The sequence below is a fragment of the Rehaibacterium terrae genome (assembly GCF_014202935.1).
Taxonomy (GTDB): domain Bacteria; phylum Pseudomonadota; class Gammaproteobacteria; order Xanthomonadales; family Xanthomonadaceae; genus Rehaibacterium; species Rehaibacterium terrae.
In genome coordinates, this window is record NZ_JACHHX010000009.1 from 11,269 (window position 1) to 25,173 (window position 13,905).

12 protein-coding genes and 1 tRNA gene are annotated in these 13,905 nt (G+C 69.7%); 3 read left to right on the forward strand and 10 right to left on the reverse strand.

Annotated elements, in window-relative coordinates; translation table 11 throughout:
* Nucleotides 1–105: 105 nt before the first annotated feature.
* Complete coding sequence (locus HNQ58_RS07435) at nt 106–3,267, forward strand: diguanylate cyclase (RefSeq protein ID WP_183948279.1); 3,162 nt, start codon at nt 106–108, stop codon at nt 3,265–3,267.
* A gap of 18 nt (nt 3,268–3,285) precedes the next feature.
* On the opposite strand, the gene HNQ58_RS07440 is transcribed toward HNQ58_RS07435, so the two are convergent.
* Nucleotides 3,286–3,654, reverse strand: coding sequence for an ATP-binding domain-containing protein (locus tag HNQ58_RS07440; protein ID WP_183948280.1), 369 nt, complete (start codon nt 3,652–3,654; stop codon nt 3,286–3,288).
* A gap of 439 nt (nt 3,655–4,093) precedes the next feature.
* Between HNQ58_RS07440 and HNQ58_RS07445 the strand changes: the two genes are divergently transcribed.
* A complete protein-coding gene (locus HNQ58_RS07445; protein WP_183948281.1) occupies nt 4,094–4,309 on the forward strand; it encodes a hypothetical protein in 216 nt (71 codons plus the stop codon).
* Nucleotides 4,310–4,412: 103 nt separating this feature from the next.
* Here HNQ58_RS07445 and HNQ58_RS07450 read toward each other — a convergent pair.
* The 6 genes from HNQ58_RS07450 to murJ form a co-directional block, all read right to left on the reverse strand.
* Nucleotides 4,413–4,488 (reverse strand) — tRNA-Thr (locus HNQ58_RS07450).
* Nucleotides 4,489–4,523: 35 nt separating this feature from the next.
* Nucleotides 4,524–5,474: a 4-hydroxy-3-methylbut-2-enyl diphosphate reductase gene (ispH, locus tag HNQ58_RS07455; RefSeq protein ID WP_183948282.1), complete on the reverse strand. Its 951-nt coding sequence runs from the start codon at nt 5,472–5,474 to the stop codon at nt 4,524–4,526.
* A gap of 5 nt (nt 5,475–5,479) precedes the next feature.
* Nucleotides 5,480–5,971: a signal peptidase II gene (lspA, locus tag HNQ58_RS07460; protein ID WP_183948283.1), complete on the reverse strand. Its 492-nt coding sequence runs from the start codon at nt 5,969–5,971 to the stop codon at nt 5,480–5,482.
* On the reverse strand, nt 5,971–8,823 hold the full coding sequence (ileS, locus tag HNQ58_RS07465; protein ID WP_183948284.1) for an isoleucine--tRNA ligase: 2,853 nt from the start codon (nt 8,821–8,823) through the stop codon (nt 5,971–5,973). The genes lspA and ileS overlap by 1 nt, the downstream gene beginning before the upstream one ends.
* Nucleotides 8,820–9,776 (reverse strand): bifunctional riboflavin kinase/FAD synthetase, encoded by a 957-nt coding sequence (locus tag HNQ58_RS07470; RefSeq protein WP_183948285.1) that lies wholly within the window; start codon nt 9,774–9,776, stop codon nt 8,820–8,822. The genes ileS and HNQ58_RS07470 overlap by 4 nt, the downstream gene beginning before the upstream one ends.
* Nucleotides 9,777–9,805: 29 nt before the next feature.
* A complete protein-coding gene (gene murJ / locus HNQ58_RS07475) occupies nt 9,806–11,407 on the reverse strand; it encodes a murein biosynthesis integral membrane protein MurJ (RefSeq protein WP_183948286.1) in 1,602 nt (533 codons plus the stop codon).
* Nucleotides 11,408–11,522: 115 nt separating this feature from the next.
* On the opposite strand from murJ, the gene rpsT reads away from it, so the two are divergent.
* A complete protein-coding gene (gene rpsT, locus HNQ58_RS07480; RefSeq protein ID WP_183948287.1) occupies nt 11,523–11,801 on the forward strand; it encodes a 30S ribosomal protein S20 in 279 nt (92 codons plus the stop codon).
* A gap of 102 nt (nt 11,802–11,903) precedes the next feature.
* On the opposite strand, the gene cgtA is transcribed toward rpsT, so the two are convergent.
* From cgtA to rplU, 3 genes are all read right to left on the reverse strand, one after another.
* Nucleotides 11,904–12,965, reverse strand: a complete 1,062-nt coding sequence (gene cgtA, locus HNQ58_RS07485) for an Obg family GTPase CgtA (RefSeq protein WP_183948288.1) — start codon at nt 12,963–12,965, stop codon at nt 11,904–11,906.
* A gap of 222 nt (nt 12,966–13,187) precedes the next feature.
* Nucleotides 13,188–13,448 carry a 50S ribosomal protein L27 gene (gene rpmA, locus HNQ58_RS07490; RefSeq protein ID WP_183948289.1) on the reverse strand — a complete coding sequence of 87 codons (261 nt, stop codon included), beginning with the start codon at nt 13,446–13,448 and terminating at the stop codon, nt 13,188–13,190.
* Nucleotides 13,449–13,466: 18 nt separating this feature from the next.
* Nucleotides 13,467–13,778: a 50S ribosomal protein L21 gene (gene rplU, locus HNQ58_RS07495; RefSeq protein WP_183948290.1), complete on the reverse strand. Its 312-nt coding sequence runs from the start codon at nt 13,776–13,778 to the stop codon at nt 13,467–13,469.
* Nucleotides 13,779–13,905 lie beyond the last annotated feature (127 nt).

Here is a 13,905-nt window from a genome sequence, read left to right on the forward strand (position 1 = left end):
CCTCCGGCAGACCGTGAGGACATGTGGATGAGGCGAGTGCAAGGGAGAGGGATGGGAGGCGCGGGTCGTCTTCTTGTCGCGTTCCTGCTCTTGCTGCTCGCCGCCATGCCGCTGGCTTTCGCTGGCCTGCCATCCACGCCGGCCCTTTCCGCTTCCGCTGGCTTCGAGCGGGTGGGCGACCCGGTCAGCGTGCCGGATGGTGTGGTCACCTCGCTGGCCGAGGATCACAACGGCCTGCTCTGGATCGGCACCATGGATGGCCTGGTGCGCTTCGATGGGGTGGATTTCCAGCGCTTCCGCCGCGGTGAACCGGGTGTCGAAGGCCTGAGCGGCAATCTGGTGCGTGCCCTCCTGGTGGATTCCCGCAACCGACTCTGGGTAGGGACCGAGGCCGATGGTGTCTCCGTGCTCGACCCCGACACCGGCCGCTTCACCGCGATGCATACCGGTTTGCAGCCTGGCACGGCCTCAGCCGTGCGGGCCTTGGCTGAGGATGCGGAGGGCCGGATCTGGCTGGGAACGACCGGCGAGGGCCTGCTGTCGGTGCGTCCCGATGGGGTGGTTCAGCGGCTGATGGCCGATGACGATGCCGGCGATGGGCTGCGCGACGATCGCATCGCGGCACTGGCAGCCGCGCCGGATGGCAGCCTGTGGATCGGCACCTGGCAGGGGCTGGCGCGTTTGCGCCCTGGTCAGGAGCGGCCCGAGTCAGTGCCGCTGGTGGATGCCGCCGGACGCGCGGTGAAAGCCGACCGCATCCGTGGCCTGTCCGTGGCTCCGGACGGCAGCGTCTGGGTGGGTGCACAACGCACCGGCACGGTGCGCCTGGCTCCGGATGGCCGTGGTGGCTGGCAGGCCGAGCGTCTCACGGAAGCGGTGCTGCTCTCGGCGCTGGCGCCCAGCGATGGCACGTTTTGGCTGGCCCATGTCGGCGGCATCGAAGTGTTCGATCTCGCCACCCGGAAACTGCTGGCCAGCCACCGCCACCGTCCGGAAGACCCGCGCAGCCTGGCCAATGCGGAGATCCGGGCCCTGCAGCAGGATCGAGCGGGCTGGGTGTGGGTGGGGACTTTCGGCGGCGGGCTGCAGCGCAGCAACCCGCTGAACCGCGCCCTGCTGTCCCGGCGCATCGATCTTGCCGCAGATGCGCCGCTACGCAGCCTGAGTGTGGTGGCCCTGGCTGCTGCCAGGGATGGCGGCTTCTGGGCCGGAGTGGCGAATGAAGACGTGGTGCGCTTCGATACCGGCTTGCGCATCGTGGAGCGCCTGGGCCCGGCGCTGGAGCAGGCGAGCCGGCTGCCCTCGGCCCTGCTCGAGGATTCCATGGGCGGCCTGTGGCTGGCCACCGACCGCGGGCTGTTCCATCGCCGGCCCGGGGCCACGCACCTGCGTCCGGTACTGGCCGAGCGTTTTCCCGAAGCCACCACCACCCGGCGCCTGGTGGCCGATGACGCAGGCGGGCTGTGGATTGCCACCGGCGACGGCCTGTTCCACCTCGATGCCGAAGACCGTCTCCGGCGGATGCAACGGGCAGACAGCAGGACTGCCGGGGCTACGGTGAACGCCATCGAGCGGGCCGATGGTCCGGGCGAGTGGTGGGTGGGCACCAGTGTCGGGCTGTTTCGCCTCGAGGCTGGCTCTGGCCTGCTCTGGCCGCTGGAACTGCGCCTGGCGGATGGCCGGGTGCCGCCCTCGCGCAATGTGCTCGGTCTGGGACGCGATGGCCGTGGCGGTTGGTGGATCGATGCCGACGGCCTGCTGCGGGTGGACGTGGTCGAGGGGAACGTCGTGACCGTGGACCCGGTCAGCCAGCGCCTGGGCTTCGGCGAGTCGGCTTTCGGGGCCAACCTGCTTGCCGACGCCCGCGGCCGGATCTGGACCCAGCGTTTCGTCTACGACCCGGCGCGGGATGCGATGCACCGACTGTATCCGTCCGATGGCGTCGACATCGGTACCGGCTGGTTTCGTTCCTATGCCCGGCTGAGCGATGGCCGTTTCGTTTTTGGTGGCAACGAGGGCCTGCTGCTGGCAGACCCCGGCTTGTTCACGCCGGACGCGCGGCCTCCACCGCTCGTCTGGACCCGGCTCTGGGTGGACGGTGAGCCGCGGCCGATCGGTGCCACCCAGGCGCGGCTCGATTTGCCGGCCGGCTTCGACAGCCTGGGAATTGCCTTTGCCGGTACCGACCTGGTGGCCGGGCGGCTGGTCCGCTACCGCTACCGGCTCGGTCCGGAGGGGCCCTGGCGCGAACTGGCGCCGGGCCAGCGCTTCATCGGCTTTGGCCATCGGGCCCCCGGCGGCTGGCGGCTGGAAGTGGAGGTGAGTGACCGCTCCGGAGCCTGGCAAGGGGAGACGCGGGTGCTCTACCTGACGGTCCCGCCCTTGTGGTGGCAGCGTCCTGTGGTCTGGGGCGGTGGCGTGCTGCTGCTTGCCGGGCTCCTGTGGGGGCTGGTGCGCTGGCGTACTGCACGCCTGCTGGCAGCCCGCGAGTGGCTGGAGCAACGGGTGAGTGAGCGAACGGCAGCGCTTTCAGAGGCATTGGCGGCCCTCGCCGAAAAGACCCAGGCCTTGCAGGAGGCCAGCCTCACCGATCCGCTCACCGGCCTGCGCAACCGCCGCTTCCTTGCCGCCGAGATGCCGGCGGAGCTGGCCCGCAATGTCCGCCTGCGCGAGCGGGTGCCGGCCACGGAGGCGCTCGATCTGGTGCTGCTGCTGATCGACATCGACCGCTTCAAGGAGGTCAACGACCAGCATGGCCATGCCGCCGGCGATGCCGTGCTGGTGGAGTTCGCCCGCCGCCTGCGCGAGCTGTTCCGCGCTTCCGACCTGCTGGTGCGCTGGGGCGGCGAGGAGTTCCTGGTGGTGGTGCGCGATGCCCGCCGTGACGAGGCGCCGGAGATCGCCGAGCGTCTGCGTCGCGCGGTGGCGGACACGCCCTTCCTCCTCCCGGATGGGCAGCACCTGCAGCGGACCTGCTGCATCGGTTTTCTCCCCTTGCCCTGGGCTGGGGAGGGCAACCTGACCTGGGACGAGGCGGTGGCCCTGGCTGACCTGGGGCTGTATGTGGCCAAGCAGTGCGGACGGGATGCCTGGGTGGGCTGGGAGGGAGTGCCGGGGGCTTTACCCCCCAGACCGGAAGCCGGCAGCAGTTGGGCCGATGCCGTTTCTGCGGCCATGGCGCAGGGCGAACTCCGGAGTGTGTGCCGCCTGCCACCCGCGGTGGTGCTGGCAGCGCTGGACAGGCTTTCCGAGCTGGCGCGGAGTTGAAGAAGGCCCTGGCTGGCTTCAGGCGCCAGCACCTGCCGCGGGCCCGCCCAGGGCTGCCGTGAGCCGCTCGAACAGGCCGCCGCTGCGCCGTACCGGCCTTTCGATGCCGGCGCGCAGCACCGCTTCGCTGGCGTGCAGGGTGAGTGCGTGGCGGGCCCGCGAGGCGGCGGTGTAGAGCAGCTCGCGCGAGTGCAGCGGGTGCTGGGGGTCGTCCGGCAGCAGTACGGCCACCGTCCCGTATTCCGAGCCCTGGCTCTTGTGCACGGTCAGCGCGCAGGCCGGGGCATGCGCCGGCAGGGCGCCCAGGGGGAAGGCGCGCGGGCCGTCTGCGGTGTCGAACCAGGCCCGCAGGCCGGCCATCGGCATCGAGGAGGCAGAGGCCAACATCACCTACGCGTTCAAGACGCCGTGGCGCAACGGCACCACGCACGTGGAGTTCGAGCCGGTGGACTTGATGGCGCACATCCCTGTGCGCCACCCTGCGGGCGACCTGCGGTCGTCCAAATCGGCAATCCTGCCGATTTGTCATCGCCAAGCTGGCGGCACTGGTTCCGCCGCCGCGCGGGCCACCGGTCGTGGCCGTGTAATCGCCAACTCGTCCCAACTCGTTTGATGCGGCGACCAGCACCAGCCGCATGGCTGCGCTCGGCCGGCTGTCGGGAATTGGCGCGAAACGGCCGTGGATGGCGAGGGAGCGGGTCCGCGTTACGCCGAAATCCCCTTTGCGAGCGTCCGGTTCGCGCCCGAGCCGGCGCTTGCGTGACCCCCCGCCTACCCGACAGACTGTCGAGAAAGGGCGTTTGAATTTCCCATACCCCCAATGAACATGACCATCAAGATCGACCCCCGCCTCGCCGAATGCCTGAAGCGGGGCAACCCTGGACTGTCGCTGGTGGAGGTGATCCACCGGGCCATCGGCCGCGAGGCAGTGCGCTGCGGCGTCCTGGAGATGGAGCCTCTCCCCGAGGTCGTCATCCCGGACGACGCCGTGCCAATGACCCCACAAGGGGTCGCTGCGCTCAAGGCAGCGGCGGGCTTGTAGCAGATGCGAAAAACCCGGCCACAAGGCCGGGTTTTCTTTGGTGCGCCCGGCACGGGCGCACCAAAAGCAAAGGCCCGCCAGACGGCGGGCCTTTGCTTGCGGCTGGTGCCGGAAACAGGAGTCGAACCTGCGACCTACGCATTACGAATGCGCCGCTCTACCAACTGAGCTATTCCGGCGAAGGGCGGAATTCTAGGCCCGCCCCCGAAGCGGGTCAATTCACCAGGCTGATGCGCAGCTCCTTGGGCAGGGCGAAGACCATGTCCTCGGGCTTGCCGTCGAGGTCGCGCACGGCACCGGCGCCGAGCTGCTGCAGGCGGGAAATCACGCCCTGCACCAGCACCTCGGGGGCGGAGGCGCCGGCGGTCACGCCGATCGCGCGTTTGCCCTCCAGCCAGCGCGGGTCGATGTGCTCGGCACCGTCGATCAGGTGCGCCTGCACCCCCTCGCGCTCGGCCAGCTCACGCAGGCGGTTGGAGTTGGAGCTGTTCTTCGAGCCGACCACCAGCACCAGGTCGCACTGCCCGGCCAGCACGCGCACCGCGTCCTGGCGGTTCTGGGTGGCGTAGCAGATGTCGTCGTTCTTCGGCCCCTGGATCGCCGGGAACCTGGCCTTGAGCGCCTCGATGATGCCGCGGGTATCGTCCACCGACAGCGTGGTCTGGGTGGTGTAGGCGAGATTGTCCGGCTGCGCCACCTCCAGGGCGGCGACGTCGTCGAGATCCTCGACCAGATAGATGCGGCCCCCGCCCGACTGCGCATCCCACTGCCCCATCGTGCCCTCGACCTCGGGGTGGCCGGCATGGCCGATCAGCACCATGTCGCGGCCGGCGCGGCACTGGCGGGCGACCTCCAGGTGCACCTTAGTCACCAGCGGGCAGGTGGCGTCGAACACCTTCAGGCCACGGCGCGCGGCTTCCCGGCGCACCGCCTGCGACACGCCGTGGGCGGAGAAGATGACCGTGGCGCCATCGGGCACTTCGTCCAGTTCCTCGACGAAGATCGCGCCGCGCTGCCTGAGGTCGTCGACCACGAAGCGGTTGTGGACGACCTCGTGACGCACGTAGATCGGCGCGCCGAGCGTCTCGATGGCGCGCTTGACGATCTCGATGGCGCGGTCGACGCCGGCGCAGAAGCCGCGGGGGTTGGCGAGCAGGATGTCCATGCCGCTCATTGTCCTCCTTTGCGCGGTATCAGGCCGAACAGGGCGATGCCGATGGCGCCGGCGACGATGGCGGCATCGGCCAGGTTGAAGGCCGGCCAGTGCCAGCCGGCGTAATGCCAGTCGACGAAATCGACCACATGGCCCCAGCGCAGACGGTCGTGCAGATTGCCGAGCGCGCCGCCGATCACCAGCGCGAACGGCAGCGCCGTGCGCCAGTCGCCGCGCGGGGTGCGCGCCAGCCAGAACACGAGCAGGCTGCTGATGCCGACCGCCAGCACGGTGAACAGCCACCGCTGCCAGCCACCGGCACCGGCCAGGAAGCTGAACGCCGCGCCGGTGTTGAAAGTCAGCGTCCAGTTCCAGAGGCCGTCGATGAACGGCACCGGGCGGTGGTACTCCAGATGCGCCAGCGCCAGGTGCTTGGTCCACAGGTCCAGCGCGATCACCAGCGCGGACAGCGACAGCCAGGGCAATGCGTTGGGTTTTGCCATCTTCATCAGAACCAGCGGCGGACTTCGCCGGCGCCCTCGACGTTCTCCACGCAGCGGCCGCAGATTTCCGGGTGCTCCGGGTTGGACCCGACATCGGCGCGATAGTGCCAGCAGCGGATGCATTTGCCGTGGTCGCTGGCGCGGGCGCGGACCCACACCTCTCCACCCTCGCCGCGCACGGCTTCGGCAGGCCTGGCCGAGATTGGGTGCAGGTCGAGCCTGGAGGTGATGAACAGGAAGCGCAGCTCCCCGGCGACCGTGCCGAACCGCGCCAGCGTGGCATCGTCGACATACAGGTCGACCTCGGCTTCCAGCGAGGCGCCGATCGCGCCGCCGGCACGCATCGGTTCGAGCACCTTGGAAACCACGTCACGCAGGGCCAGCAGCGTATCGAAGTCGGCCGCCGACAGCACGGCATCCGCCGGCAGCGGCGCCAGCCCCTCGTACCAGGTGGTGAACAGCACGTTCTCCTCGCGCCCGCCAGGCAGGTAACCCCACATCTCGTCGGCGGTGAAGCTCAAAATCGGCGCGATCCAGCGCACGAAGGCCTCGGCGATATGGAACATCGCGGTCTGCGCCGAGCGCCGGCCCGGACTGTTCTCGGGCATGGTGTAGAGCCGGTCCTTGGTGATGTCCAGGTACAGCGCGCCCAGATCGACGCTGCAGAAGTTCACCACCCCCTGCACGATCTCGGCAAAGTCGTAGCGCTCGTAGGCGGCGACGATCTTCTGCTGCAGCTCGTGGGCGCGATGCACGGCCCAGCGGTCGAGCAGCACCATGTCCTCGTGCTTCACCCGATGCCTGGCCGGGTCGAAGCCGGCCAGGTTGCCGAGCAGGAAGCGCGCGGTGTTGCGGATGCGGCGGTAGACGTCGGCGGTGCGCTTGAGGATCTCGTCGCTCACCGACATCTCGTTGCGGTAGTCGGTGGCGGCCACCCACAGGCGCAACACGTCGGCGCCCATCGCGTCCATCACCTGCTGTGGCGCCACCACGTTGCCGACCGACTTGGACATCTTGCGGCCGTGCTGGTCGACGGTGAAGCCGTGCGTCAGGCACTGTCGGTACGGCGCGGCGCGATCGATGGCCACGCCGGTCAGCAGCGAGCTCTGGAACCAGCCGCGATGCTGGTCGGAGCCTTCGAGGTAGAGGTCGGCCGGCTTGCCCAGGCCGCGCGCGGCCAGCACGCCCTCGTGGGTCACGCCGGAGTCGAACCAGACATCGAGGATGTCGGTGACCTTCTCGTAGTCGCCGGCCTCGGCGCCGAGCAGTTCGGCGGCGTCGAGCGCGTACCAGGCATCGATGCCGGACCGCTCGATGCGGTCGGCCACCTGGCGCATCAGTTCGACCGAACGCGGATGCGGCTCGCCGGTCGTGCGGTGGATGAACAGCGCGATCGGCACACCCCAGGTGCGCTGGCGCGAGATGCACCAGTCGGGGCGGCCCTCGATCATCTTGGTGATGCGCTCCTGCCCCCAGGCCGGGTACCAGCCGCCTTCGCTGCCGATGCGGGCGATTTCCCTTAGCGCGTCCGCGCGCAGCCCGGCCTTGTCCATCGAGATGAACCACTGCGGCGTGGCGCGGAACGCGACCGGCGACTTGTGCCGCCAGCAGTGCGGGTAGCTGTGGCGGATCTCGGCATGGGCGAGCAGCCGGCCGCGCTCGCGCAGCAGTTCGACGATGGCGGCGTTGGCCTTCCAGATGTGCTGGCCTTCGAACAGCGGCGTGCCCGGCAGATAGATGCCGTTGCCGTCGACCGGATTGACGGTCGCCGCGGGCAGCGAGGCGATCAGGTCGTACCTGAGGCCGACCGCGAAATCCTCCTGGCCGTGGCCGGGCGCGGTGTGCACGGCGCCGGTGCCCTCCTCGGCCGAGACGTGCTCGCCGAGGATCACCGGCACCACCCGCTCGTAGAACGGGTGGTGCAACTGGAACAGCTCCAGCGCCGCGCCCTTGGCGCGGCCGAGCACGGTCACGGTCTCGACGCCATAGCGCCTGAGCGCGGCCTCGGCGAGGTCGGCCGCCAGCACCAGCAGCACGCGCCTGCCGGCGCGAGGCGGGCCCTCGACCAGCACGTAGTCGAGCTCGGCGCCGAGCGTCACCGCCAGACTGGCCGGCAGCGTCCACGGCGTGGTGGTCCAGATCGGCACGGCGACGACGGCATCGTGCGCCTCGACGCCGAACTTCGCCGCCAGCGCCTCCGGCGCCAGCGCGTCGTAGGCGACATCCACGGCCGGCGAGGTCTTGTCGGCGTACTCGATCTCCGCCTCGGCCAGCGCCGAGCCGCAGTCGAAGCACCAGTGCACCGGCTTGACGCCGCGCGTGAGGTGGCCGTTCTCGACGATCTTCGCCAACGCGCGGACGATGTCGGCCTCGTAGCGGAAGTCCATCGTGCGGTAGGGATTGTCCCAGTCGCCCAGCACGCCCAGCCGCTTGAAGTCCTTGCGCTGGCCGTCGATCTGCTCGGCGGCGTACTCGCGGCACTTGGCCCGGAAGGCGGCGGCGTCGAGTTTGTCGCCGACCTTGCCGTACTTCTTTTCCACCGCGTGCTCGATCGGCAGGCCGTGGCAGTCCCAACCGGGCACGTAGGGCGCATCGAAGCCGGCCAGCAGGCGAGACTTCACCACCACGTCCTTGAGGATCTTGTTGACCGCGTGACCGATATGGATCGCACCGTTGGCGTAGGGCGGGCCGTCGTGCAGCACGAAGCGCGGCCGGCCCTTGGCCTTCTCGCGGATGCGCCGGTACAGGCCGGTGTCTTCCCAGGCGGCGAGCATCACCGGCTCGCGTTTGGGCAGGTCGCCACGCATCGGGAACCCGGTGGCCGGCAGGTGGATGGTGTGCTTGTAGTCCTTGCTCACGCGCTCTTTCGCTCGCTGTCGTTGGCCGTGCGGAGGATCTGCCGCGCACGCTCGGCATCGCGATCCATCTGCGCCACCAGGGTGGGCAGGTCGGGGAACTTCTGCTCGTCGCGCAGTTTGGCGACGAATTCCACCTCGATGCGGCGGCCATACAGGTCGCCGTCGAAGTCGAACAGGTGCACTTCCAGCCATGGCTCGACGCCGGCAACGGTCGGCCGGGTGCCGAGGCTGGCCACGGCTGGCCGCGCAGCCTCGCCGATGCCATGCACGCGCACCGCGAACACGCCGCTCAAGGGCGGGCGCTTGCCGGCCAGCCGCAGGTTGGCGGTGGGAAAACGCAGCGAGCGGCCAAGCTGGCGGCCACGCACCACCCGCCCCTCGATGCTGTAGGGCCGCCCCAGCAGGCGGGCCGCGCCGGCCAGATCGCCCCGCGCCAGCAACTCGCGGATGCGGGTCGCCGAGACACGCTCGCCATCGACCTGCACCGGCGCGATCGATGCGACGGTGAAGCCGGACTCGCACCCCAACGCCTCCAGCGCCGCCACGTCGCCCTCGCGTCCGCGGCCGAAGCGGAAATCCGGGCCGACCCAGACCTCGCGCGCCGCCAGCCGGCGCACCAGCACGCGATCGACGAACTCGCGCGCCGTCATCGCCGCGAAGGCGGCATTGAAGCGCAGCAGCCCGACCAGGTCGGCCCCCAGCGCCACCAGCCCGGCATGGCGCATGCGCGGCAGACTCAGGCGCGGCGGTGCGCTGTCGCCGGCGAAGAATTCTCGCGGCAACGGCTCGAAGCTGACCACCGCGGCATCCAGCCCGGCCGCGCGCGCGCGCGCGATCACGTGGCCCACCAGCGCCCGGTGCCCGAGATGCAGGCCGTCGAATGCGCCGATGCAGACCACGCTGCCGCGCGGGCTCAGCGACCCGCCATCGACGTCACGGAACAGCCTGCTCATATCCGGCCGAGTATAGCTGCACTGCAACATCAGCCGAGATGCCGGCGCCGGAAGCCGCTGCCGTACAGCACCGCGAAGAACAGCGCCGCCGCACCGCCGACCAGCACCGCCAGCCGCGCGATGCGCTCCCAGACCGTCCAGCCGCCCCACTCCGGCCAGGCCGCGAGCAGCGCCAGGACCGCCACCGTCATCACCGCACCGGACAGTGCCAGCCGGAAGCCGAACGCACGCCAGCCCGGCTGGGCGCGGAACACACCCTCGCGGCGCAGCCGCAGCCAGAGCTGCCCGGCATTGACCCAGCCCGCCAGCGCGCTGGCCAGTCCGAGCGCGGCGTGCGCGCCCGGCATCCGCGCCAGCGCCTCGACCAGCCCGCCCCCCTCTGCCCGCGCCTGCGCGCCCAGCGGCGTCAGCCACAGCAGGCCGGCAAGGAAGATCACGGTCAGCGCGGCGTTGACCAGCAGCGACACCACCGCCGCCTTCACCGGGGTGCGGGTGTCCTGGCGGGCGTAGAACGCCGGCGCCAGCACCTTCACCAGCAGGAAGGCCGGCAGGCCGACCGCCAGCGCGGTCAGGCTCAACGCCGCCATCCGCGCGTCCTCGGCGGTGAAGGCGCCGTACTGGAACAGCGCGGCGAACAGCGGCTGCGCCGCCAGCCCGAGCCCGAGACTGGCCGGCACGCCGATCAGCAGGCAGCTGCGCAGCCCCCAGTCCAGGCCGCGCGAGAAGCCCTCCGGATCGGTGACCGCGTGCTGGCGCGACAGGTGCGGCAGGATCACCGTGCCGATCGCCACGCCGAACATGCCGAGCGGGAATTCCAGCAGGCGGTCGCTGTAATACAGCCAGGTGACGCTGCCGGAAATCAGCAGCGAGGCGACCAGGGTGTCGAACAGCAGGTTGATCTGCGCCACCGAGGAGCCGAACAGGGTCGGCAGCATCAACGTGATGATCTTGCGCACGCCCGGGTGCGTGCCGCCCCAGCGCGGGCGCGGCAGCAGTCCCAGGCGCTTGAGCGCCGGCACCTGCACCGCGAACTGCAGCACGCCGGCCAGCAGCACCCCCCAGGCCAGCGCCTCGACCGGCTCGTCCATCCGCGGCGCCAGCCCCAGCGCCGCGAGGATCATCGACAGGTTGAGCAGCACCGGTGTCACCGCCGGCAGCGCGAAGCGGTTGAAACTGTTGAGGATGCCGCCGGCCAGCGCGGTCAGGGAGATGAAGAACAGATAGGGAAAGGTGATCCGCAGCAGCTCGCTGGCCAGCCGGTGCTGGTACTCGCCCCAGGCGAAGCCGGGCGCGAACACCGCGATCACCCATGGCGCCGCCAGCATCCCGAGCCCGGTGATGACCAGCAGCACGCCGGCCAGGCTGCCGGTGACACGGTCGATCAGCTCCTTGAGCGCCAGCGCGTCGTGCTTCTCGCGGTACTCGGCCAGCACCGGCACGAAGGCCAGCGAGAAGCTGCCCTCGGCGAACAGCCGGCGCAGGAAGTTGGGGATGCGGAAGGCGACCAGGAAGGCGTCCATCGCCGGACTGGCGCCGAACGCGCGGGCGAACACCACGTCGCGGACGAAGCCGGTGAGCCGCGACAGGAAAGTCATCGAGCTGACGATGGCGGTGGAGCGCAGCAGCCTCATCCCTGGCCTCGGGGAGATGGTCGTGGCGGGGGCGCAATTATTGACTCAAACCCCTGAATACCCCATACTTTCGCATCTTTATCCCAGCAATCCCAATTTTTCAGGAGCAACCACTGTGGCCAACATCAAGTCCGCCAAGAAGCGCGCCAAGCAGGCGGAAGTGCGCCGGGCCCGCAACGCCAGCGCGCGCTCGATGCTGCGTACCGCGGTGAAGAAGGTCATCAAGGCGCTGGACACCAACGACGTGGCCGCCGCCGAGGCCGCCTTCGCCAACGCCCAGCCGATCCTCGACCGCTACTCCGCCCGTGGCCTGATCCACAAGAACAAGGCCGCCCGCCACAAGAGCCGCCTCAACGCCCGCATCCTGGCGCTGAAGAACGCTCCGGCCGCCTGAGAGCTTCGCCTCAGGGGGTAGCAAAAAGCCGGCGAAAGCCGGCTTTTTCGTGGCCCCGGGGAAACCCGGGACCCTGCCAAAGCCGCTCCCGCGGCACCCGGATCAGGAATGGCTCCGCTGCCAGTCGGCCTCGGCCTGCGCCTCCGCCGCCTCGGCCTTGAGGCGATCGAAGAACTCCATCACCTTGAGCATGATCGGCCAGGTGCCCTCGCGCGACAGCGCCGAGACCACGAACCATGGCCGGGTCCAACCGAGCGCCTCGACCACGCCAGCGGCCCTGGCCTGCGCCTCCTCGGGAGTGAGCAGGTCGGCCTTGTTGAAGATCAGCCAGCGCGGCTTTTCGAGCATCCCCGGGTCGTACTTCTCCAGCTCGCGCTCGATCGCCCGCACCTGCGCAGCCGGGTCGCTGCCGTCCATCGGCGCCAGGTCGACCAGGTGCAGCAGCAGCCGGGTGCGCTGGACGTGACGCAGGAACAGCGCGCCCAGCCCGGCCCCGTCGGCAGCGCCCTCGATCAGGCCGGGGATGTCGGCGATCACGAAGCTGCGATCGGTCTCGATGCGGACCACGCCCAGGTTCGGGTACAGCGTGGTGAACGGATAATCGGCCACCCGCGGCGTCGCCGCCGACACCGCACGGATGAAGGTGGACTTGCCGGCATTGGGAAAGCCCAGCAGGCCGACATCGGCGAGCAGCTTCAACTCCAGCCGGATGTCGCGCTGCTCGCCCGGGGTGCCCGGCGTGGCCTTGCGCGGCGCACGGTTGATCGAGCTCTTGAAGTGCACGTTGCCCTTGCCGCCCTGCCCGCCGCGGGCGACCAGCAGGCGCTGGCCGTGCTCGGTCAGGTCGCCGATCAGCTCGTCGGTCTCGACCGCGATCACGGTGGTACCGACCGGCACCCGGATCTCGATGTCCTCGCCGGCCTTGCCGAACATCTGCCGCCCCATCCCGTTCTGCCCGCGCTGGGCACGGAAATGACGCTGGTGACGGAAATCGACCAAGGTATTGAGATTCTCATCGGCGACCAGCCAGACGCTGCCACCGTTGCCGCCGTCGCCACCGTCCGGCCCGCCGAGCGGGATGAACTTCTCGCGGCGGAAGCTGATGCAGCCGTTGCCGCCATCGCCGGCGGTGACACGGATTTCGGCTTCGTCGACGAATTTCATGGGAAGGGCCGAGTGCTGAGGTGAGGAACCGGGAAAAGCATCACAGCTTCGGCATCCCGGCGAAAGCCGGCATCCATTTTCCCGCGGCTGCCCCGGACGACAAGAAGAACGGATCGCGACAACGCCGGGCTGGCTGAACCATCGCCCCGGCGCCGCTCGCCGCTCCCGGAAAATGCAGAGCCCCGCCGAAGCGGGGCCCTGCGGGACGCGGTGCCGGCTGCTTCAGGCGGCCGGGACGACGCTGACGGTGCGGCGCTTCTTCGGGCCCTTCACGGAGAACTGGACCACGCCGTCCTCGAGCGCGAACAGCGTGTAGTCGCGACCGCAACCCACGCCCGGCCCCGGATGGAACTGGGTGCCGCGCTGGCGAATGATGATGTTGCCGGCTTGCACCGCCTGGCCGCCGTAGATCTTGACGCCGAGGTACTTCGGGTTGGAATCGCGGCCGTTACGGGTGGAGCCTACGCCCTTCTTCTGTGCCATGACTATTTACTCCTGCGCTCAGCCGCTGATGCCGGTGATCTCGACTTCGGTGTAGTGCTGCCGGTGGCCCATCTGCTTGCGATGGTGCTTGCGGCGGCGGAACTTCACGATGCGGACCTTGTCGGCGCGGCCGTGCGTCCTGACGGTGGCGGTGACCTTCGCACCCTCGACCTTCGGGGTGCCGACGGTGACCTTCTCGCCGTCGCCCAGCAGCAGCACATTGTCGAATTCGACCGTGCTGCCCGGCTCGGCATCGAGAAGCTCGACGCGGAGCACCTCGCCCTTCATCACGCGGTACTGCTTACCGCCGGTGACTACCACTGCGTACATGACCGGATGTCCTCTGTAGTTCTTTTACGGCCCTCGGGCCAGCCACTCGCCGCCCCTGCGGGCGGCAAAGAAGCGGCATTATGCGGGGAAATCCCTTCGCAGGCAAGCACTTCGGGGACCGGGGACC

Coding starts and splice junctions, on each gene's coding strand:
- HNQ58_RS07435 (WP_183948279.1), top strand. CDS start 106: ATGCCGCTGGCTTTCGCTGGCCTGCCATCCACGCCGGCCCTTTCCGCT.
- HNQ58_RS07440 (WP_183948280.1), bottom strand. CDS start 3,654: ATGTTGGCCTCTGCCTCCTCGATGCCGATGGCCGGCCTGCGGGCCTGG.
- HNQ58_RS07445 (WP_183948281.1), top strand. CDS start 4,094: ATGACCATCAAGATCGACCCCCGCCTCGCCGAATGCCTGAAGCGGGGC.
- ispH (WP_183948282.1), bottom strand. CDS start 5,474: ATGGACATCCTGCTCGCCAACCCCCGCGGCTTCTGCGCCGGCGTCGAC.
- lspA (WP_183948283.1), bottom strand. CDS start 5,971: ATGAAGATGGCAAAACCCAACGCATTGCCCTGGCTGTCGCTGTCCGCG.
- HNQ58_RS07470 (WP_183948285.1), bottom strand. CDS start 9,776: ATGAGCAGGCTGTTCCGTGACGTCGATGGCGGGTCGCTGAGCCCGCGC.
- murJ (WP_183948286.1), bottom strand. CDS start 11,407: ATGAGGCTGCTGCGCTCCACCGCCATCGTCAGCTCGATGACTTTCCTG.
- cgtA (WP_183948288.1), bottom strand. CDS start 12,965: ATGAAATTCGTCGACGAAGCCGAAATCCGTGTCACCGCCGGCGATGGC.
- rpmA (WP_183948289.1), bottom strand. CDS start 13,448: ATGGCACAGAAGAAGGGCGTAGGCTCCACCCGTAACGGCCGCGATTCC.
- rplU (WP_183948290.1), bottom strand. CDS start 13,778: ATGTACGCAGTGGTAGTCACCGGCGGTAAGCAGTACCGCGTGATGAAG.